Consider the following 22,774-nt stretch of genomic DNA (forward strand, 5'->3'; position numbering starts at 1 on the left):
CCTTTCAAGATTAATCTTGTTGCAACATTGGCATTTTAATGCCTTTTTCTTTTGCTGTCTTAATCGCTAGTTCATAGCCGGCATCTGCGTGACGAACAACACCCATACCAGGATCCGTTGTTAATACGCGCTGTAAGCGAACCTCAGCATCCTTTGTACCATCTGCTACAATCACCATACCAGAGTGTTGAGAATAACCCATACCAACACCGCCGCCATGGTGTAAGGAAATCCAGCTTGCACCGCCGACAGCATTAATCATTGCATTTAGAATTGGCCAGTCAGAAACAGCATCACTACCATCCTTCATTGCTTCCGTTTCACGGTTTGGCGATGCAACTGAACCAGCATCTAAATGGTCACGTCCGATAACAATAGGTGCTGAAACCTCACCTGAAGCAACCATGTCATTGATCACTTTACCAAATCGAGCACGATCTCCATAACCTAACCAGCAAATACGTGCAGGCAGACCTTGGAAAGAGATTCTTTCTTGAGCCATTTTTACCCATTTACAAAGGTGCTCATCATCTTTGAATTCACGTAGTAATGCTTCGTCAATTTTGCGAATATCTTCAGGGTCGCCAGATAATGCAGCCCAACGGAAAGGTCCTTTGCCTTCGCAGAATAAAGGACGAATATAAGCTGGAACAAATCCAGGGAAGTCGAATGCATTTTCAACACCTTCATCTTTTGCTACCTGACGAATGTTGTTTCCGTAGTCAAATGTAACGGCGCCCTTTTGCTGCATTTCTAACATCGCTTTTACATGTGTGGCCATGCTTTGTTTAGAAAGTTTCACATACAATGTTGGATCTTCAGCTCTTAACTTCGCCGCTTCTTCTAATGAATAGCCAACTGGCACATAGCCGTTAAGCGGGTCATGGGCAGATGTCTGGTCTGTCAATACATCTGGGTTGAAACCTTTTTCAATCATTAATGGTAAGATTTCTGCCGCGTTGCCAAGAAGACCGATAGAAAGTCCCTTACCTTCTTTTTTCGCTTCAAAAGCTAATTTCAAAGCTTCGTCCAGATCATTGGTTTTTACATCAAGGTATCTTGTTTCAATACGACGGTCAATTCTTGTTTCATCCACATCAATGGCGATACATACACCATCGTTCATGGTTACAGCAAGAGGCTGAGCGCCGCCCATGCCGCCGAGACCTGCTGTTAATGTGATGGAGTGTTTTAATGAGCCGCCGAACTCTTGTCGAGCAAGCTCTGCGAAAGTTTCATAAGTTCCTTGCACGATACCTTGGCTGCCGATATAAATCCAGCTTCCTGCTGTCATTTGCCCGTACATCATTAAACCCTTTTTATCTAACTCGTGGAAATGTTCCCAGTTTGCCCAAGCAGGTACAAGGTTTGAATTTGCAAGTAATACGCGTGGTGCATCCTTGTGGGATTTCCACACAACAACAGGCTTACCTGATTGAATTAAAAGTGTTTCGTCTTCCTCTAACTCTAAAAGCGTTTTCACAATTGCATCAAAAGATTCCCAGTTCCGAGCTGCTTTCCCAATTCCACCATATACCACTAGATCTTCTGGTCTTTCTGCAACCTCTTGGTCAAGGTTATTTAAAAGCATGCGAAGCGCAGCCTCTTGAATCCAGCCCTTGGCGTGAAGTTCAGTTCCTTTATAATTTTGAATTAAGCGTGGTTTTGAAGTATTTGTCGTTTCCATTTATTTCACTCCTAATTAAGATTCTATAAGTATTATAAAAATAAAATCTTCAGAAAAATACGAATGAAAAATTGGATGAAGGATAATATTTATGTTTTAATCTAGAAGATATTTAGAGGACAACCCTATAAAACTATAAAATTTTTAGATAGATGTAATTTTTTTAGAAATAGGCTCTGTTAAATTTGGCTGTTGATTTCCGCTCCAGGCGCTCGCTTTCCGCGGCCGTGCCGGGGAGCCTCCTCGGCGCTTTGCGCCTGTGGGGTCTCCCCTGCCCCATACTCCCGCAGGAGTCGAGCGCCTTCCTCTCCAATCAACAGAGTATAAAAAATGAACAATATCGTTTAACAGAGCCTAGAAATAAAAATCAGACTCAGTTTATTCCGAGCCTGATTCATCTTGAAGCATATTGATTTTTTTCATACGAAATTCTCTTGGTGAGGTGCCAATGGCTTCTTTAAACATTCTGCTAAAGTAGTTAGCATTTTGAAAACCCACTTGATTTGAAACTTCTTTTATCGGCATATTTGTTTCTGTTAATAATCGTTTCGCTTCTTTCATTCTTATCCTCGTCAAAAAATCAGTAAAGCTTGAGCCCGTTTTCGTGATCAAGAGATGGCTAAAATAGGACGGATTTCGGTCCACATATTGAGCTACATCCTCTAGCCTTAAATGGCTGTTCGAAAAATGAGCCTCAATAAAGGCGATCCCTCGTTCAATCGGGTCTTGCTTAAAATTGCGAATGCTTGCCTGCGCCGCTAAAAATAATTTTTGAATAAACAGGATAAGGTTTTGGACCGTCCGGTACAGGACCGCATCATATAAAATGGAATTAAAAATATAGCGATAGTCCTGTTCACAGCTTTGATCCTCATCAAGATTATAGGTCATCATATATCTTCTCACTTGTGCTAGAATGCTTGTTAGTCTGATTCTAACTAAGCCTGGGTCTGGATACCGCTCTTTTAATTGAAGAAACTCATCATAAAGCCACTTTTTAATTTTTTCTAAATCAAAGTTTGCGAGCATATCCACCCAGGCTCTCTGCTCAGGTGGAGCTAAGAAAGGATCAATATGGACCCAATCGGGTGAATAATCAAGCTCCACCACTTGTTGATAACCCTTATAATAAGTAAACTCAAGCATTTTTCTCGTTTGCATGTACTTCTGGTTAAGCGTTTTTGTAGAATTGTTCCCCTTATGAACTACAATGGCAAGTGGGTCAGAGAATTCTTCCTCCCACTTTCTCATCACTTTTTGGCATTGTTCCGTTACATTTGGACAAGTTTCCTTAAATATAAGGACGACCATATCACTAATGGCAAAAATCCCATGTAAATCTTTGAATGGATATTCCGTTAAAAAAGAGTACAATTTATCAATTGTTTCGATACTTTCTGTTTGGAATGCGGCCATATGGTAATTCCCTAACACAGAATCCTGTGGAATAAATAATGCCTCATACGACATGTCTTTATATGAGCTCGTATGATAACTCCCATTGGTGGCGTTTTTTGTCCCAAGCTTTCGCGAAGCTTTTTGGTAAGCAGACTTGACCTTGGTTGTCGAAAAAGGTTTAATCATTAACTCCAATGCCAGCATATCAATCGCCAGTCTCGCCTTTTCAAAAGTCGCCTCGGCACTTGTAAAAAGTAGAATAGGGTCATAAATTTGCATGAGTTCACGGAAGTTATACCATTCCTGCTTGCCAATCATATCAAGTTCCATCAGCACAACATCAGGAGTTTCTTTTTCAAACAAAACGATGAATTCCTGAAAATTCGATGCTAAAAAAATATTGGTTACTGGAATTGAAGAGGTTTTCAATAACCACTTTAATCCTTCGCGCTCATTTAAATCGCGATCGGCGATCAGCCATTTCCCTTCCATCGTCACTCACTCCTATCAGTCACATTATACATAAAAAATGTTGTCATTGGTAAACGATAATAATAATGGAAAAGGATGTGACTCTGTGAGAAAAGTCTTTATGTTATTAATCTTCCTGATTGCTTTTTCAATCAATAAACCATATTTAACAAACGCACAAGAACCAATTAGAGGAATTTATGTTAAGGCAGAGAACACGAATGGTCCAAAATTTGAAAAGTTACTGCACCTCGTTAACCAAACAGAATTAAATGCGATGGTAATCGATATTAAGGATGATAATGGCAACCTAACCTTCCAACCCGGAAAAAATTCACCCTATTATGCTGCCAGTCGACCATATATTAAAGACACTGCTGTACTTATGACGACACTGAAGAAAAATAATGTCTATCCAATAGCCAGAATTGTGGTCTTCAAAGATACTGTCTTGGCGAATAACCATCCAAACTGGTCATTTAAGACGACTCAAGGTATTTGGAAAAATTCACGGGGAGATTCGTTTACCAATCCATTTGTCAAAGAGGTTTGGGACTATAATATCGGCATGGCAATTGAGGCCGCGAAATTAGGTTTCAAAGAAATTCAATTCGACTATGTTCGATTTCCAGAAAAATTTGCAACATTTGAGAGTTCATTGACTTATACAGGACAAAAGGAAGGAAGCAGCCGAGTAACAGCGGTTTCAGGGTTTGTTAAATATGCTAAAGAAAAATTAACGCCATATGGTGTAAAAATGTCAGTCGATACGTTTGGCAATACCACTGTCATACCTGAGGCGCCCGGAATTGGCCAGAACTTCTCTAACATTGCGGAGCATGTGGATGTCATTTCTGCGATGATTTATCCAAGCCATTGGACCGGCATTTTCGGGATTACTAAGCCTGATTTAGAGCCCTTTCGTTTAGTTTCCGAATATGCGAAAGTGGAAAAAAAACGCTTAAATAAATTAGCCACACCACCAACCTCAAGACCATGGCTTCAGGATTTCACAGCGACCTGGCTTGGGAAAGGAAACTATAAGGTATATAGAAAGCAGGAAATTGAAGATCAAATCCGTGCGCTCCATTCACAGGGAATCGATGAATATTTACTATGGAACGCAGCTAATATCTATACCGCAAATGTTGACTATACACCTTATTAAAATAAGAAAGGACAAATACCAATTAGGGTTGGAGTTTGTCCTTTTTGTTTACTTAGTAGTTGAAATGAGTTCACTATGGTTAAGAACAGCATCATTTTTGAGGAGACTGCGAATTTCATCAGGCACGCGCGTTTTTTCTCTTGTTTCCCGATTAATGGCAGTAAGTACTGCTTCAGCAGAAACGACCAGTTCTTTTTGGTCTCTAATTATTTTTTGAAGGAGCGTGAAGCTTGAATTTCCCACACGTTCCAACGAAGTAGTAATAAATAGCTTGTCTCCTTGGAACACTTCCTTTTTAAAATCAACACTAATATGTACAGCAACCCCTTCAACGCCTAGCAAGGTGCAATAGTGATACCATTCCTTCCTTGCCTGATCCAAGTAATCATATAGCTTCACATTACTTACGTGACCATGGCTGGATTCGGCGATGAGTTCCAATTCCGTGTAAGTCAAAAAACTTCCCCCTTTGTTCTGATTGTCAGGATCTTATTTATAATTTATAACAATCTTTTATTATTTGAAAGATTTAATAAAAAAACTGGTCAAAATTCGGACCAGTTCTCACTATTTCCCTTTATCTATCTTGGTGAAAATGATGCCAAAAATTAATCCAAAAATAATGGCCATAAACTTTATAGAGCCTGTTGAAAGAGATAGAAAATTTAGGATCATCCGATTGCTTTCATTCACTATCTTAAAAGAATAGCCTCCAGAATGGGCTGGTATATGAATAAACATGGAATGAGCACTAATGGAACAGCCAGCCATTTTCGACCTATCAAATATTTAGTTAAAAGAATATAAATGACCACAAACAGAATGGCGAATCCATACACAAACCAGTTGATATATTGAAGAGCACGGCCAGGTTGATTAAAATACCCCAAAATATAGAGATAGATAACCCAAAAAAATGAAAACAAAAGTGCAAGAACTTGAGTCCTTATAAAAAATATCATTTAAAACTCAACCTCGATTCTCTCAAAGTGATAATTTTTATCATAACCAAAATCTGTGAATCTACCCTTATACCTTCAGATAACAGACTATTCTTCTATAATTATTTAAATATTTCAAAAAAATAAAAAGGAATGTTTTCATGCTATAATGCGTGGAAATCTAGATAATACAGTTGTTTACGGGAGGCGGACTTATGGGGAATGAGGCACATTTAAAGAAAAATATTGGCTTTGCGGTTGCGACATCTTTAGTGGTTGGTACAGTAATTGGTTCTGGAATCTTTATGAAACCTGGAATCGTTATATCTTCTACAGGAAACTCAACTCTTGCGCTATGGGCATGGATTATCGGTGGAATCATCACGCTTGCAAGTGGTCTAACAATTGCAGAGGTAAGTGTGAAAATCCCAAAAACAGGCGGTTTGTATGCTTATATTGAAGAAGTATACGGAAAGTTCTGGGGTTTCTTGTGCGGCTGGGTTCAGACATTAATTTATGGTCCTGCCATCATGGGAGCTCTTGGACTCTACTTTGGTTTGCTCGTTGCAAACTTGTTTGGTTTTTCTGAAGAAAGTAACACTATTTTTGGAATCATAACAATCCTCTTCCTAGGCTTCATGAATCTACTAGGCACACAGTATGGTGGATTTATTCAAAACATTTCAACCATTGGAAAATTGATTCCGATCATCCTGATTGCGGTGTTTGGTCTGTTTCAAGGAGATGTTCAAATCCTTAATATGGATAGCGGTGTTTCCCAATCCATTCCAGTTGACGAATTACTGTCCATACTAGTAACCGTAATTGGAATCCCAGTCTACCTGGTATTAAAATCAAAAAAACAAGAACAACAGTCCCTTTCAAAAGTAAGCTAATCAAACGACTCACATTGTCCACCCTTGGCGGACAAAAACACAAAAATGTCTTTCTTTGGTGCCTGTCACCATAGAAAGACATTTTTTTATTTACCCTATATCCTGGTATTTCAGGATCATTTCTTTTTCAAGATGACTGGCTCGAATTCCATAGTGTGGCATCAATGGTTGAATTTTTTCTCCCAGTAATATCTTAATTGCTAAATAGGGAAAATTGATACCTGATAAGCAGCTAAAGTGCAATCCGCCACTCATCCTAGGATTAATTTCAAGCAACTTTGGTACCCCATTATTATTTTTCACTTGAATATTATAGACATATGGCACTTTAAATTCTTGATGAAACGCACTGGCGAGACTAATTAATTCAACACTTTCCACTAACTCCCTTACCCTGCCATCATCTTTCATTCGTGGAATAGCTGCATATAATTCGTCTTGAGATGAAAGGCAATCAATACTAAATTCCCTTCCGGCTAAGTATTCCATCACTAATATATCAGGAAAGAATTCCTGCTGGCTAAAAATTTCGCATGCATATTTGTACGGTATCCGACTTCTACTCCCATGTCTAAGAAGTTGGTTAATGGAATCAATATCTTCCTTGATAACACGAAACCCCTGAGCCCCTTCGCCTATTACAGGTTTAAAGCAAACCTCATGTCCTTTTTCCTTCAACCGTTCATATGCTTGTTTAAAACCTTCAATATTATTAACCACATAATAATCCGGAATTATGATAGAAGGAACCTGTTTCACTATGTTTTGATAGGTCGCTGCTTTATTATCCATTGTTTCCATTAACTCTGCATCAGGGCATACTAACACTTTAACTCCCAATGCCGTAAAATCAGCCAACCTTTTGGAAATCAGTACATTTTCTTTCCGAGGGATAAAAATATCGATCCCGTGCTTTTTACAAAAATCAAGACAAAAGTCAATGTATTCATCACCAGAAATATCAGGTTCTAAAAAGGCGTAATCGCAATTCTGCAGATATAACGCATCTTTATTAGGACTTGTTCCGTAAATTATAAATTTCCTGCCGTCTTCGTTCGCACGAATCAAATCCATATAGTGCGAAACAGTCGTAAACCAACGATTAAACCAAATCTTCATCTGAATCCTCTTTCATGTTGTAATTTTAGACCTTTCCATTATTGCCAACACATCCATTTTTATAATCATAAAAACACAAAAAATTATTTTAGAAAAAGAAAAACGTTCTGCAGAAGCAGAAACGTATTAAACACAGGTTTTTACATTATTAATCTTCGAAGCGAATTCTCGAATGGCTTCAAAATCCAAGTTTGATTGTTCCGTTGTAACCCCGACCACTTTTTTTACAATTTGTTTTTCAAAGTAGTTCATTTTTGAGAAGAGAAATTCTCCGCCAAACAAGCCCAAAGCAACCGAATTCTTTCGTAAATCCTGTGGGAAGGCGTTGTTAAATTGTTCAATGGCTGTATCCCCTTCGCGCATGCAACATAGGAAGAGCCCAAAGTCTTTTTCAAGAAGTTCGTCATGGTGTTGTTTAATAAACTGTTTAATCCTTCTTTGGATGTTGCCGGCATGAATCGAACCGCCAATGATGACAGTATCAAAATCCATTAACTCCAACTTAACATGATCCCTCTTCAAATCAACCGCCAAAACCTCTCCTATAAGCTGTCCTTTTAAAAACTCTACGGCTTTTTCTGTAGTCCCATGGGATGAGCAATAAACAATGATACTTTTCATTTTATTGACCCTCCTTTTTTTACAAAAGAACCAGCCTTAAATACTAGGAAGTTATTCAATTTTATTATATAATCCAAATCTAAGCATTCGTTGCATAAATATTGGCAATATTATTACAATTAAAGATCGAGTTTTTCAGCCTACTTATTAAGTGTCCTCTTTACAAATTCCCCAATCTCCTGAATCGCTCTCCTCGATTCGGGTAACAAATCCCCACTCATTTGCCAAACATGCCACATCCCGTTCCAAACTTTAATGGAAACTGGAACCCCTGCTTTATGGGCCTGAATTGCAAGCAGTTCCGCATCACTTTGTAAAATTTCATGACTACCGACTTGGATAAACATTGGAGGCAATCCTGTTAAATCAGCAAAAACAGGTGAAATCAAGGGATGATCAAGAGACTCACCGCCTGCATATTCGCTCGCAACCTTTCTAACACCATCGACATTTAAATAGGGATCCACTTCTTTGTTTTTAATATAGCTTTCACCGCTACTTGTTAAATCCACCCATGGTGAAAGACAAACAATCGCAGCCGGAAGCGGTTCATTTTGGTCTCTTAATACCAGAGCGGCAGCCAGGCATAATCCCCCTCCAGCAGAATCCCCTGCAAAAATGATATTAGAAGATTGGTAGCCCTGCTCAAGCAGCCAATGATAAACGCGAACGGCATCTTCAATTGCTGCAGGAAATGGATGTTCTGGCGCAAGACGATAATCAGGGAGAAGAACCTTGATACCTGCTGCCTTTCCAATACCAGCCGCGAGCGTTCGATGGGTATGGACCGAACAATATTCATATCCACCGCCATGCAAATACAAAATAACATGGTCATTTTGAATATCCGGAAGAGAAAGCCACTCTGAATACATACCATCAATCTGAAATGCTTCAACGATACTGTTTTTCGGCATCTTTAACCTTGAGGCCGCCTTATCAAGCTTTTGCCGCCTTTCCTCTATTCCGGATTTCAGCATACGTTTGCCCAATACTCTTTTAACCGATAGCTTAATTACTTTTTCTAAAAAATAACTTTTCAAACTAGGCACGATTCCGCTCCCCTTTTCAGCCTTTGATCTATTACATACATTATACTAGAAAATCCCTTTTTACATATTATTTCCAAGCCAACATAGGGCTAATTTTTCTAAAATTTCGTAATTATTTTGTAACAATTCTTTCAATTCTATCATCCTGTAGTACAATTGAAGTGACAGGTACAACCTATTCGGAGGTATTTCATGAATCGACTTACCGATCACCTAATCATTATTTCCTTTGACTGCCTTTCAGCACTAGATTATCCCATCATTCAGGACCTACCACACTTCCAGAAAATTCTTAATCATGGTGCCTACGTCCAGCATGTTGAATCGATTTACCCATCTGTTACCTATCCCTGCCATGCCACCATTGTGACTGGTAATTATCCGAAACGCCATGGCGTCGTGAATAATACACTCCTTCAGCCTGGCAGGCTTTCCCCAGACTGGAATTGGTTCCGAGATTCCGTAAAAGGGACAACCTTGTATGATGAAGTAAAAAAAGCCAACATGACGACAGCTGCGCTATTATGGCCTGTTACGGCTAAAGCAAATATTGACTATAATATGCCCGAGATTTTTGCGAACCGCCCATGGCAAAATCAAATCCTCGTTTCCCTAATGAGCGGCACTCCCCGTTATCAATGGGATCTCAATAAACGGTTCGGACATATTCGCAATGGATTGAATCAACCGGAGTTAGACGATTTTGTTTTAGAGTCAGCGGTAGATACGATTATAACAAAACAGCCTAATTTGATAATGGTTCACTTTACGGATTTAGACTCCCAGCGTCATTATCACGGATTCTCCTCCGATGAAGCAATCGCAGCGATTCATCGCCATGATACCCGTCTCGGTAGAATTCTTAGTGCACTAAAGGAAAGTGGTATTTACCAGGATTCTACTGTCGTGATATTAGGGGACCATAGTGCTATGGATGAAACTAAAGCGCTTAACCCGAATGTTCTTTTACACAAACAAAAACTAATTACCACGAACTCGAAAGACAAATTAATTAATTGGAAGGCCTACTGCAAAAGTTGTGATGGCTCCGCATATATTTATGTAAAGGATCGGGATGATTCTGAAACGTTGGAAGCAGTCAAACAGCTGGTAACTTCCTTGCTTCAAGATCCTAATTCAGGAATTGAGTCCATACTCACTGGGGAACAAGCCGCAGAAAAAGGGGCAGATGGCTCTTGTGCTTTTATGCTCGAAGCACAAAGAGGGTATTACTTTTTAGAAGACTTCAATGGAGATTATCTAAAAACTATCACCCCCGATGATGTAACCCGAGATAAGAAATATACGCTCGCCACCCACGGCTATTCACCAGAAAAAGAAAATTATGGCACCATTTTAATGGCAGCTGGTAAAGGGATTCACCATACTACCCTCCCTGCTATCCGTCTCATCGATGAAGGCCCTACCTTCGCAAGGCTTCTTGGTGTTAGCTTAGGCAATACTGATGGAAGTGTGATTGAAGAAATATTAAATCTATAAAATAAAGGGGGATAAGAGATGAGTCGGATGACTAAACAAGAAAAGAGCTGGGTTTTATTTGACTGGGCTAACTCCGCATATTCGATTATGATTACCACAGCCGTTTTTCCATTGTACTTCAAAGCAGCGGCCAAAGAAGCCGGAATTGCTGCTGTAACTTCAACGGCTTATTGGGGTTATGCCAATTCGTTTGCCACACTGCTAATTTCAATTTGTGCACCAGTTCTAGGAAGCATTGCCGATTTTAAAGGCTTTAAGAAACGATTTTTCACCTTCTTTTTTGCATTAGGCATTATTTTTACGCTTTTACTTGCAATTGTCCCTAGTAATCAATGGTTGATTCTCTTAATTTGTTATATGGTTACGGTTATTGGATTTGGCGGGACGAATATTTTCTATGATGCTTTTCTCGTCGATGTAACAACTGAAGATCGAATGAATCAGGTTTCATCCAAAGGATATGCGATGGGCTATATCGGAAGTACGATTCCGTTCATTATTGGGATTGCGCTCATCATATTAGCGCAGCAAAATATCCTGCCCCTCTCGGTCACGGTCGTCAGTCAAATCTCCTTTGCCATCACAGCATTGTGGTGGGGGTTGTTCACCATCCCAATGCTAAGAAATGTTGATCAGATTTATTATAAAGAACGTGTTCCCAACCCAATAGTGAATGGGTTTAAACAATTTTTTGGAACCTTTGCCAAAATTAAATTGTATCGTCCTGTGTTTCTCTTCTTACTTGCCTATTTCTTTTATATTGACGGTGTTAACACAATCATTACCATGTCCACCACCTACGGATCCGATTTAGGCATTAGCTCTACCAATCTACTAATTATCTTGTTTGCTACACAAGTCGTTGCCGCACCATTTGCTGTTCTATATGGTAAACTTGCCGATAAATTCAAAGCAAAAACGATGCTTCTTGTTGGGATCTTTGTTTATATCGTCATATGTACGTACGCCTATTTTTTAAAAACCACCTTAGATTTTTGGATTCTTGCTATGCTTGTGGCCTCTTCACAAGGGGGAATTCAGGCACTAAGCCGCTCCTATTTTGCAAAGCTTGTACCAAAAGACCATGCAAATGAATTTTTCGGCTTTTATAGCATCTTCTACAAATTCGCCGCGATCTTAGGACCTTCCCTAATGGGTTTTACAGCCTATATGACAGGCAATACAAACAGCGGCGTATTCAGCTTAGTCGTCTTATTCATCATTGGCGGTCTCATACTATTCCGAGTGCCAGAAAGCAACACCATTTCAAAATCAAATTCAATTTCTCAATAAAACCAATCTGACCTTGCCCCGGCAAGGTCTATTATTTATAAAAAAATGAGGCTTGTCACCATAAATTTATCTAAAATTCAATATAATGAAACAAACCGATTTTCTTTTTGGTTCGTTTATTTATGTAAAGGGACCTAGGAACAAACAAGGGGGATTGCCTTTTTTATGCAAAATAAGAGTGATGCCGAATTGATGCAATTGATTAAAGAAAAACACCGCTCAGCCTTAGAAGAGATATATGATCGCTATATTAAACTGGTATACTCGTTTAGTCTTAAAGCGACCAAGGACCCTGAGAAAGCAAAAGTGATTGTCCAAGCCGTCTTTACTCGCATTTGGACGACTGAAAATGGGTACAACCCAGACAAAGGTCTGTTTGTGAATTGGCTATTAACCATTACACGAAATATCACCATTGACCATCATCGCAAAGAAAAGAAGGAATATGTCTTCGTTTCCATGGGGCAGGAGCAATTGGAACAAATACCAGGATATCCTAGCAATAATCCGGCTGAAATCGTTTCAAGAAAACTCCTCAGAGAGCAAATACAGAAAGCCTACCAATATCTATCAAACAATCAAATCGAGCTTATTCAGTGGCTCTATTGGGAAGGCTATACTCTCCGTGAAATAGCAGAAATGAAACAAGAACCAATCGGGACGATTAAAAGCCGCTTGCATCAAACACTTAAAATCCTAAGAACTCGAATGGTAACGGAGATGGGGGGAATGAAAAAATGACGATCAATCACATCTGTTCATTTTCCAGTGATTTAGTCTCTTATTTGCTCGGTGAAGCATCTGAAGAAGAAATGAATCTATTTGAAGAACACCTTCTAACTTGTTCAGATTGTCGGATTGAAGTCCAAGAGATGCGGGAGGCGTGGAATTTGATCCCTTTTAAATTGGATGACGTAGAAGTACCTTCTGATTTAAAGGCTGAGGTGATGAATGCAATTTTTAAAGATGAAGACTCTCCCATTATCGACAAGGAAGAAAATAGCACAAAAACAATAACTAAACCTAAATCGGCTGGGGGTATTCGTAGAACCTTTTATGGAATTGCAGCTGCTGCCTTTCTCCTATCTTTTGGAGGCATCATCTGGAACAATTTCCAGTTAAGGGAAGAATTAGCGGAAGTAAAAGAACAAACTCTCCCCCTTCCAGTAGTCGTTCAGGGTTATATGTTAAAATCGGCTGACCCCCTTGTAGCAACAGCCCAAGGAAATGCATTGCTTTACAAACAGGGTGATAAAAAACAAATGGTCTTTAAGTTTCAAGGTCTTGCCTCAACTAAAGGTTCGGAAGCCTATCAAGTGTGGTTAATCCATGATGGTAAACGGATGAGTGCAGGAACATTTCAAGTAGATCAAAACGGAAATGGCTCGCTCTCCTATGTAATTAATGATAACCACCTGGCTTTTGAAGCAATTGGTGTGTCACTTGAACCAGATGCCAACGGCACTCAGCCCCGTGGAAAAAAGGTGCTTGGTACTACTTAAATGTGGAAAGCCCATGAATCTCGTAAATGAGAAGCATGGGCTTTTTTCATAAGTATCGTTACTTTTTAACGCTATGTGTTGGTGAAGTTATCACCCATCCAACTGGAGCTCCAGCAATCGGATGTGTTAATGTTCTACCGTCAATGACGGCCGGCAACTGATTCGGAGCAATTATCCCATCCGTTGTTACGTTATTATAAATACTCCACTGATTAACATCCTTATCTTTAAAACTAAACATAACTGGCCTATTAAACTTTGCAATGATTTCATTTGTCTTGGAATCTACTACTCTAAAGGCAAAATTCATAATGACAGTTTCTCCTGCAGGAGCATTTACTTGGAAATGACTGTTATCCCCTTCAAGTAATTGAAATTTTACGTCAGTGGTAAATGCTCCTTCTGGAATATCAATTTTAATCCCACTATGACTTATTTTGGCTGCATTCCCTGCATCAATTTCCTTTTCGGCTACTACTTTAGGGAATCCGAATTGCGTAAAATCTGTCGCCGCTAAAGCAACTGCACCAAATAAAATCATAGATATTAACGAAAATACTGTAATAAAGGTAAAACGAAATTTCATAAACTTACAACTCCTTCTTTTTCCGAATTGGGCTTTCGTTATAGGAAACGTAAGGTAATCCCAAACGGTTCGAAGAAATTTGAAAAAAAATCCCCTTGAATAGGAGACTCTAGCTACAAGAGTCCTCTTCAAAGGGGATCATAAAAAGCTTCATTATTTTCGAACAATACTTACAGATTCAAAAACATCTCCTGAACTTGAATAAACTTTGATTGTGCCACTAGTAAATATTGGACCTGGTCCTCTATATCTCCAAGCTTTTAGAGGATCTACATCTGCTGATCCAATTTTTTGTTCTTTTATCGTACCGTCCGCATTCTTTACATTAGGATCTAAGAAGTAAAGGGTGACGGTTACACCTGGTCCAGCTATATTTGTAGCTCCATCTAATCTCCACTCACTTGTCCTCGTGCGGTATTCTGCTGGAGCCACAACGGTCAATTCATCAGGGACCGGAGTGATGAGAACTTCATCCTCAGATATAGAGCCATCCTGTCCTTTTACTTGCAACTTAAATTTCAGCGGAGTAAATTTTTTAGGAAAAGTAAATGTCGGATGTGCTGAATCTGGTGAATTAATAGTTACTTTTGGTACATTTGGCTCGTCAACCTGGGTCCAAGTATAGGCAATTGCATTCAATGAGCTACTTCCATCCAATGTAACATTTGTCCCCTGCGTTACATTAGATTGATCAGGACCAGCATTTGCTTGAGCCGGATCAATGACCTTATCCTTAACAGTAACTTTAACAGTGCTAGTTTCAGAGACCCCATTAGGTCCGGTAAGCTTTAGTTGGAAAAGCAAATCACCCATTCCATTTTCTGCAGTAAACCATGGTGATAACGTGTTAGCATTATTCAATACAACCTGTTTTGTAATAGGTGGTAATTGTGCCCATTCAATTGTAGTGTCTGCACCAACACCCAGTGATTGCTTACCATTAAGTGTAACTCTATCACCTTCTAAAACGGTTTGATCAACTCCTGCATTCGCTTTTAGTGGACCAGAAGGATCCCCATCAAATGTTACAGGGATTGTAGCAGACCCACCTATTTTAGAATTAATTGTAATGGTTTGCGGGATAAATTCAGGTATTTTTAATCCAGCTTTAGGTATTGGTCCCAATTTATCAAAACCTTGAACATACAAATCTGGATGGTTTACTTTATCACTAGATTCAGCGGTAACTGTAAGTTCCTTTGTTGAGAAATTGTAAATGGCATTCCCTGTTATTTTATCTACAGGTGTAATATCTTTTTTAATCGTAACAGGTTTATCATCTCTATTCGTAACGGTTATTTTCGGTGGATTTTCTCCTGTAAAATCAATCCGGGCATAATATTTACCCGTCCCCCCGTTCATTTGCACAACTTTATCTCCTTCGATCCCAGTGGAAACTTCAATGTTGTAGCGTTTATCGTCTTCAGTGGAGGCAAACACATCAATGGTTCCACCGGTCACATTGCCATTACTATCAACATTGTGGCTATAAGTAGGTGTTAAGACATCAACACCTGCTGTAGTAGCTATTTTTCCCATTAAACTAAAAAGATTCGTTTCAGCACAGTTCGTTCCGCATGTATTTCCAACCCCCGCCCCTTCAATTTTGAATTTGTCTACAAATCCGCCGGTAATCGTATGTTCTTGGTTTGGATCACCAATATATCCATCAGGGGCACCCGTATCCCATTTTAAAAATCTTCCCACACGACTTTTCATGGAAGCACCAAACCCGCCTGTAACGCCAATGTCTTCAACGAATCTAATCTCTCCATTTTCTGGATTATCCCGATCCGCAGATGTAGCCACTATTTCATCGACACCATATGGATGTGTGATTTTGTATGTCTGCCCTGTTACTAGTCCATCAATCCGAAAGCGAATCCTTCCGAAGACAATCTGATCCCCATCTTGAACGATACCATTAGCCCAAGTAGCTTCAAGTGCAAAGGTTCCAACCGCTCTACCATTAGGGAGATCAATCACAGAACTAGCTAACTGATAAAATGATTCTTCTGGGAAATTTTTTGTTTCAAGTGAAATTGGTGCATCAGGGTTAGGAATTTCTTCTGGGGCTAAAGCACAATTTGGGTCATTTACGTCTAAACAAAGCTGTAACCTTGTACCCTGGTCATCTTTATACCACACTGGAAATTTATTATCCGCGTCAAGCGGACCAAATGCTTTTAGTCTATAACCAGGATCTGTAATAGTATCTGCCTCAGCCCCAAAAATCCCACCACTAAGCATAATGAGCACGGATAGTGTCACTAAAAACAACCGTTTTAGAGGATTTATTCTCCGGTACCTTTTTTTTCTAGAATGGGTATTTTTCCTTGGTTCCAAATATAACCGCCCACCTTTACTATTAGATATATAATTTTATAAAAATCTCTCTTTTCGGGATTTCTATATTCTCTTATCCCGTTCCTCAATCGGTTTACTGAAACCTGGAAATTCCCTTCCTATCTTTTTAATCTTCTCGATTCTAGAATTCTGGAGAATAGGTGCTATGAATCTAGTATCCTCACTTTTTATCTTGATATCTTCATCAGGTTGCATCCCATAATTGTTTATCATTTGACCCGCAAGAAATAAAACCATTTTTTTGCTCAGCTGTGTTTTTATCCTTGATGGATTCATGATGATTTCCTTACTATATGGTGATTCATTTCCAAAACGGTCTACTGCCGTAACCGCATAATAATAATTACTAAAAGGCAGATTGTTTGTCTCGATAAAGGAATTGGTATTGAGTATCTCCTCATTTACCTTCTTGAAGTCCTTTTCAAGTACCGCTTTCCGATAAATATTGAACCCGACAATTTCTTTGTTTTCTGAAAGGTCCCAAGCAATTGTTTTGGATTCTTTTGCCACTCTTACATTTAGCGGAGGGCTCGGCTGACGGTCAGGCAATGAAAGCAATTGATATTCTGGCTTGTCATGTATGCGAAGAATCCCCCATAATCCGCCCTCTAAATATCTTCTTAGTTTCATTTCACGATAGAGATAATCCCCTGCAGGGTTCAAGATTCCTTCTTTTTGAATCGGAATAATATCCAGCGTTTCTCCAGGTGTCAGGGACCCTTGACTTGAGACAAGCTTGGAATTCGGATCCGTCCACTGATAATGCCAGCGGTTACTATGGAGCGTAAAGACACTTCCTCTGGAACGATCGGCCGTTTGCATAACTCTTAATCGAATCGGATCCCCTACATAGGCCTCCGGAATCGGAGTGGAAGGGTCTCCGTGAATGACCGAACTGAATACCAAGGACTTATCAGGATTTGCAGCGAGACGATGTTTAAATGGTTCTGAACTATAATTAATCCCTTTTTCCCCTCGGTCCTCCATATCAGCATGCTCACCCGTTTTCGGATCTACCTCTCCAGGGGTTGGCGCACTGCCATCTTTTCCAATCGTATAAAGACCGTCGGCAAACATCAGTGCTTGCTCTCTGAAATCAGGTTTTTCCGGAACAATGATATCGGCACGTGCTCCAGAGAGTAAGTTTTTCCCTGTTAGTGGATCTCTGTACGTAGAACCCTTTGGTTCAATAATGAGTGACCCATAGGCACCGTGTAAGCGATGACTCCGTATGTCGCCATAATCATAAAGAATTGTTCCCCCATACTCTTTGTCTGCATACCAATTATAGGTAATGATTTCTCCTGGTCCGATAGTTTGGTCATGGTTATAACCAATGGTTGCACCGTCAGAGCCCTGGACATCGTACTGAACCATTTGCGGATGCAAAGATACACGGTTTGAGTTCTTCCAAACGACCTGACCAGCCATTAATAAGTCTGGGTCATTTTTATTTTCTGGCGGATTAAAAGGTAAGTTATTTTTTAACGTTACTTGGATACAATCGCCTTCATTTGCCCTTATGACGAGGGGTTCTGCATTCTTCGTCCCTTTTTGAATAGCGGCCACGTCCTGGGTTAAGGCAAACATCATGCCAAATGGATCATGGTCCCCCGCTTTATTGTATCGAAGGTCCTTCATGAAGGCTGTAATATCATATTTTTTTACAGGTGCAATTTTAGGACAAATATTCCCGGCGATCCTCGCTTGCAGCGGTTTTCGATCCGTTTTTTTCATTTGTTTAACCTTTTCAGGATCTGTTTTGCCCTTCAATTGTTGACGGTCAGGCAGGTTTTTCAAACTGGCATTTTGTTCGCCCCATACTCGAACAAAGCCCCATAGTCCGCTCCATAAATCTTCGATGGGTTGGGAAGACCATAGGTAGTCTCGTTGTTTTACGCCCACTGGATTTGGTTGAATATCCATCGAAAACTGTTCAGACATTCCAATCGACTGAGTGGAGGATATTTCTGAATCTGGATTCCCTGATTCTTTTTTCCAACTCAATCCGTGGACATTAAAGTTATGCTGCGTTTCATGGGCACCTTGAATTAACCGTATTTTTATTGGATCACCTGGATAACTTTCAATAATCGGAGTTTGAGGGTCGCCGTGGACCCACGAACTAAATACATAGGCAGCGTCGGCATTATTCCTCCTGAAAAATGGTTCGTTCGAGTAATTCACAGCGGCATATCCATGGGCTTTATAAACCTCTGATGGATCTGCCTCTAATGGAAGCAACTTTCCATTTTTATCCCACATTCGGGCAAAATCGTGATAGAGAAGTACCTGTTCCCGAAAATCCTCCTTGTCAGGCGGTACAATCATCGCTTCCGTTCCTGATTGAATCTCGAGTCCGGTCTTAGGATGCAACCATTTGGAGCCTTTAGGTTCAACAATTAATGCCCCAAATGTTCCATGAAACCCTTTTTCGCCAGCCGACATATGATCATGGAAAAAGATATTTCCCTCTTCATCTGCAAACCAGCGGTACCGAATTTTCTCACCCGGCAGGACACCCTGGTTATAGTTCCAACCAACGGCTGTTCCATCCGACCCAAGCGGATCAAAGCCAACAAAATGAATATGGATCGACAGCCTATTCGGCTCTTTAGCCTGGAATAAATGGTTTTCCAGGGTCACTTCAACGCAATCCCCTTCGTTCGCACGAATGACTAGTGGACGAGGCCTCATGGTTCCATTTAAGACCTTCGCTTCATCCTCTTTCAATACATACATTCGTCCTTCTCGATCATGATCCCCAGCGTTATTATAGACAATGTCCGTTTCAATCCCTACAATGTTATATTTCCGGACTGGTGAATTCTTTGGACAGCGATCAAAATTTGGTGCCCCAGGTACTAATGCTCCCAGCGCTGCTTTTTCGCCATCAGTTGCAGGACGAAGTTCTGGGTCCGGCGGTTTTGGAGCACGTTTCCCAATTTCTCCAGGAATGTATTTTGGAAATCCTGGGTTTGTTTCAGTTGGGTCTTCAGGAGCCTTTCTGTCCTTTAGCGGCAATAAATCAGGCTGCCGCTTATCAAAAACTCTTAAGAGTCCCCACATGCCTTGTAAATAATGTGGGAATAAATGACAATGCCATAAATAATCCCCTGGTGCCCCCTTCCCATCCTGGATATAACCAGCGTTATTAGTCAAATCAAGCGTTTCGGCACTACCGATATTCAGGGTTTCAGAGTCCACCGTATTCGTCTTTTTCGTTTCACTTTTCCAACGATGTCCATGAAGATGAAACACATGGTTTTCTTCTTGATTGGCGCCAATAATTCTAAATTTAATTGGATCACCAATGTAGGCAGGGGTTATGGGAGTTGCCGGATCACCATATACCCAAGAAGAATAAAACATAGTAGCGTCTTTGCCATCTTCCGTCATGGCATTTTGCATTCGTTCATCTAAAGGCTCGGCTCGATAATTTACCGCATAAAGCTCTTTTTCAATTCCTGCCCCTTCAACTCCGTCAGCATCAGGTGGCTCAGTGGTGCCATCTGGTCCTTCATCCGGTTTTGGTTTTGGAATACCTGGCTGCAAATTACCACCAATGGCATCTACCCCATCATGAAAAAATAAAGCATACTCTCTGAAATCCGGTTGATTAGGTAGTTCAATATTGGCGTAAAGTCCACTCTTTATCTCTTCCCCGGTTTGCAGATCAGTCCATTTCGCCCCAATGGGTTCCACGATTAATGCACCGAACAAACCGTCTCCCATTGTTCCTTTACCATGCATTGGGTCGGTAAAGAAAGTAAAATCAGCACCATTGGAAAACATAAAGGTCCCTTCTTCATCTGCATTCCAAACGTAGTGAATCTCTTTGCCTGGAGCAGCCGTAGAATCGGGATTATAACCAACAACCGTACCGTCTGCCCCTTTAACGTTATATCCTACACCTTGTATATGAATTGAGGCCTTCTCTTTTAACTTGTTGGTAAAAGAAACCTCAATACAGTCACCTTTGTTTGCCCGAATGGTAAGGGGCTCCACTTCCTTGACTGGTTTCCCAGGATTTCTTTCGATTGCGCTCTGTATTTTTTCCACATCTTCTTTTAAGGCATAAATTTTGGCATTTGGATCGTGAGCAGAAAATTTGTTGTAAACCATGTCGATGTTCATGGCTACTATTTCGTAATAACGAACACGTGCGCCTTTTTCACATTTATTCTGTAAATTACTTGTTAATTCCGTTAATGAAGGTGTATACGCCTTAGTGGCATTCGTTTTTAGTGTTGGAAGGCTTTGTTTACTAGATTGAGATTGATCCGAAGAAACTTTATTGGTCACGGGTTGATTTATGTGGCTATTAGAATGCACTTGTATGCTCGCTAAACTTTGATTCGTTGACACCTTTTTTACAGCTGAATTTATACCTTTTTCAGAGGCTACCACTTGCGGTGGTTTAGATGATTGCATGATATAAACAACGGATATGGCTGAAATGGTCATTAAGATTATTAGGCTAAACACTAGCATGAAAAGTGACTTTCTATCCAATATAAGACCACACACCTTTTATTAAAAAGATAAAAGTTTCCCAATAAGTTAATTTCATATTTTGGCATAATGGATGGATAAAAACACTACAAAAATTTATATGTATAGGGCTAAACTAATATTACTTTTATCATCACGTAAGCTAGAATTAAGGATAATTATCTTATTTAATTCTCAAAATATCCCACAAATCCTCCTTGTTTTAGAAAATTCTGATAAATAAATTTATTCCTCAATTTTATAAACTAGGACAAATATCCTTAAAAAATGCCCCCCAATGGAATGGGAAGCTAGTAAATAAGTATCTATTCTACCGTAATTGGGATCTGTCCATTTAATAGAAATGCATCACTCAAGTGATGTCTGTACTCAACTTGAGCAAAAGTGTTCATTGGTTTTTCAGTCCTGAACAAAACATCGCAGCGCTGAGCGGTACTCATCTCAAATGGGGTTCCAGCCTTAAGCGTGTATGGATGATTATACTTTCCAAACGGCGGGACGCCAAATGAACGTCCATCACAGGCAATAACAATAACATCCACTGGGAAAGTAATTTTTATCTTCACATAGGCAGCACACAGCATGCGGACAAGGACTGTCTGGTTTACCTTCGCATTAATAGAAACCTGCATTCCTGCAACCCCGCTATTATATCCGGCAGGGACAGTTACTCCAGGGCGCATTGTTGCTGTACTCCCCACTCGACCAGGGAAGTACTCACCCGTAACAACGAAGTAATCTGGATTATAATCATTAAAGGCAAAGAATTTGTATTTCCCACTGTCATTCGTGTGGAAATCATCATTTACTCCTGGCTGATCTCCATGCTCTGGAAAGGTCTGGTGCGCATCCTCTGCCTGTTCACGCCAAACAGAATCAATATCGTCTATGACCCATAAGGCCTCCACATCGTAAGGAACGGTCATCGCATGAGGGTCACCGCTTTCAAGACTACCGCCAACAAAACCTGGAAAATTAGGGAAATTAGTAAGGTTTGCGGCAGTACGGCGCGGATAACCACCTGGATTTTTACCAACACCCGTATCAAAAGCATCTGGCGGCTCGATAATCAGAAAGCCATACAGCCCATATTCAAAATGCTGAAGGGTATTCCTGTGACAGTGGTAAAAGTAACTGCCGATATGATTCGGCTGCCATTGATAGGCATAGTCGCCTATTTCCATAGAGCAATGCCCTACCCCATCATTAATAGCCGTTGGCTCAATGCCATGCCAGTGGATAGTATGAGGAGGCTGCCCATGCCCTTTCACTTGACTATGAAAAACGGCACCTCGAGGAACCCGAATCGTTGGACCTGGAAAGATTCCATTCGCTGCTTCTGGGACATCAGGATTTGCAATAAGAAAAAATTCCATTTTTTTCCCGTCCCATGTTGTTAAGTCAGTGCCATGCATTAAGTCAACCCGTTGCGTGTTAGGAATTTCCATTGTTGCACCCGGAACATTCGCAGCTACAAATGCTGGTACTGGATTCGTTGGTGCCAAGAGCTCTGGAGTGGGTGGACTAGCCTTGGGTGGGTTGAACGATTTAACCCAGTCGGATTCATGGCCCTTTACTGATCTGCGCGGGATTAGATAACCTGGTTTTGAAAATGACATAGCTTTTCTCCTTTGCCCAATTATGAATTCTCTTCTAAA

At 40.2% G+C, this 22,774-nt stretch carries 15 protein-coding genes and 1 pseudogene; 6 read left to right on the forward strand and 10 right to left on the reverse strand.

Annotated features, from left to right (window positions below):
- Positions 1–10: 10 nt before the first annotated feature.
- Together hutU and ABES02_RS24325 are read right to left on the reverse strand one after the other, a co-directional pair.
- Entirely contained in the window at positions 11–1,687 is a 1,677-nt protein-coding gene (gene hutU, locus ABES02_RS24320) for a urocanate hydratase (protein ID WP_430140352.1), read from the reverse strand.
- Between the two features lie 378 nt (positions 1,688–2,065).
- Positions 2,066–3,577: a helix-turn-helix domain-containing protein gene (locus ABES02_RS24325; protein WP_430140353.1), complete on the reverse strand. Its 1,512-nt coding sequence runs from the start codon at positions 3,575–3,577 to the stop codon at positions 2,066–2,068.
- 100 nt (positions 3,578–3,677) lie between these two features.
- Between ABES02_RS24325 and ABES02_RS24330 the strand changes: the two genes are divergently transcribed.
- Positions 3,678–4,724 (forward strand): putative glycoside hydrolase, encoded by a 1,047-nt coding sequence (locus ABES02_RS24330; protein WP_430140406.1) that lies wholly within the window; start codon positions 3,678–3,680, stop codon positions 4,722–4,724.
- Between the two features lie 48 nt (positions 4,725–4,772).
- Here the strand turns inward: ABES02_RS24330 and ABES02_RS24335 are convergent, their stop codons facing one another.
- Positions 4,773–5,180 (reverse strand): acyl-CoA thioesterase, encoded by a 408-nt coding sequence (locus tag ABES02_RS24335; protein WP_430140354.1) that lies wholly within the window; start codon positions 5,178–5,180, stop codon positions 4,773–4,775.
- Between the two features lie 700 nt (positions 5,181–5,880).
- Between ABES02_RS24335 and ABES02_RS24340 the strand changes: the two are divergent.
- Positions 5,881–6,453, forward strand: a pseudogene (locus tag ABES02_RS24340) (amino acid permease); the annotation flags it as partial.
- Between the two features lie 198 nt (positions 6,454–6,651).
- Here ABES02_RS24340 and ABES02_RS24345 read toward each other — a convergent pair.
- From ABES02_RS24345 to ABES02_RS24355, 3 genes are all read right to left on the reverse strand, one after another.
- Positions 6,652–7,680 (reverse strand): ATP-grasp domain-containing protein, encoded by a 1,029-nt coding sequence (locus ABES02_RS24345; RefSeq protein ID WP_430140355.1) that lies wholly within the window; start codon positions 7,678–7,680, stop codon positions 6,652–6,654.
- Between the two features lie 126 nt (positions 7,681–7,806).
- Positions 7,807–8,301, reverse strand: coding sequence for a flavodoxin domain-containing protein (locus tag ABES02_RS24350; RefSeq protein WP_430140356.1), 495 nt, complete (start codon positions 8,299–8,301; stop codon positions 7,807–7,809).
- 140 nt (positions 8,302–8,441) lie between these two features.
- Positions 8,442–9,353 carry an alpha/beta hydrolase gene (locus ABES02_RS24355; protein ID WP_430140357.1) on the reverse strand — a complete coding sequence of 304 codons (912 nt, stop codon included), beginning with the start codon at positions 9,351–9,353 and terminating at the stop codon, positions 8,442–8,444.
- A gap of 192 nt (positions 9,354–9,545) precedes the next feature.
- On the opposite strand from ABES02_RS24355, the gene ABES02_RS24360 reads away from it, so the two are divergent.
- The 4 genes from ABES02_RS24360 (at position 9,546) to ABES02_RS24375 (ending at position 13,648) form a co-directional block, all read left to right on the forward strand.
- Positions 9,546–10,853: an ectonucleotide pyrophosphatase/phosphodiesterase gene (locus ABES02_RS24360; RefSeq protein WP_430140358.1), complete on the forward strand. Its 1,308-nt coding sequence runs from the start codon at positions 9,546–9,548 to the stop codon at positions 10,851–10,853.
- Between the two features lie 18 nt (positions 10,854–10,871).
- Positions 10,872–12,146: an MFS transporter gene (locus ABES02_RS24365; protein ID WP_430140359.1), complete on the forward strand. Its 1,275-nt coding sequence runs from the start codon at positions 10,872–10,874 to the stop codon at positions 12,144–12,146.
- Positions 12,147–12,311: 165 nt separating this feature from the next.
- On the forward strand, positions 12,312–12,887 hold the full coding sequence (locus tag ABES02_RS24370; protein WP_430140360.1) for an RNA polymerase sigma factor: 576 nt from the start codon (positions 12,312–12,314) through the stop codon (positions 12,885–12,887).
- Positions 12,884–13,648 carry an anti-sigma factor domain-containing protein gene (locus tag ABES02_RS24375; RefSeq protein ID WP_430140361.1) on the forward strand — a complete coding sequence of 255 codons (765 nt, stop codon included), beginning with the start codon at positions 12,884–12,886 and terminating at the stop codon, positions 13,646–13,648. Before ABES02_RS24370 ends, ABES02_RS24375 begins: the two co-directional genes overlap by 4 nt.
- Positions 13,649–13,706: 58 nt before the next feature.
- On the opposite strand, the gene ABES02_RS24380 is transcribed toward ABES02_RS24375, so the two are convergent.
- The 4 genes from ABES02_RS24380 to ABES02_RS24395 all read right to left on the reverse strand — a co-directional run bounded on the left by ABES02_RS24380 (position 13,707) and on the right by ABES02_RS24395 (position 22,735).
- Positions 13,707–14,234, reverse strand: a complete 528-nt coding sequence (locus tag ABES02_RS24380) for a hypothetical protein (RefSeq protein ID WP_430140362.1) — start codon at positions 14,232–14,234, stop codon at positions 13,707–13,709.
- 153 nt (positions 14,235–14,387) lie between these two features.
- On the reverse strand, positions 14,388–16,580 hold the full coding sequence (locus ABES02_RS24385; RefSeq protein WP_430140363.1) for a PKD domain-containing protein: 2,193 nt from the start codon (positions 16,578–16,580) through the stop codon (positions 14,388–14,390).
- A gap of 63 nt (positions 16,581–16,643) precedes the next feature.
- On the reverse strand, positions 16,644–21,116 hold the full coding sequence (locus ABES02_RS24390) for a multicopper oxidase domain-containing protein (RefSeq protein ID WP_430140364.1): 4,473 nt from the start codon (positions 21,114–21,116) through the stop codon (positions 16,644–16,646).
- 305 nt (positions 21,117–21,421) lie between these two features.
- Positions 21,422–22,735 (reverse strand): multicopper oxidase domain-containing protein, encoded by a 1,314-nt coding sequence (locus tag ABES02_RS24395; protein WP_430140365.1) that lies wholly within the window; start codon positions 22,733–22,735, stop codon positions 21,422–21,424.
- Between the last annotated feature and the right edge of the window lie 39 nt (positions 22,736–22,774).

The sequence above is a fragment of the Neobacillus pocheonensis genome (genome assembly GCF_050477905.1).
Classification (GTDB): domain Bacteria; phylum Bacillota; class Bacilli; order Bacillales; family Cytobacillaceae; genus Neobacillus; species Neobacillus pocheonensis_A.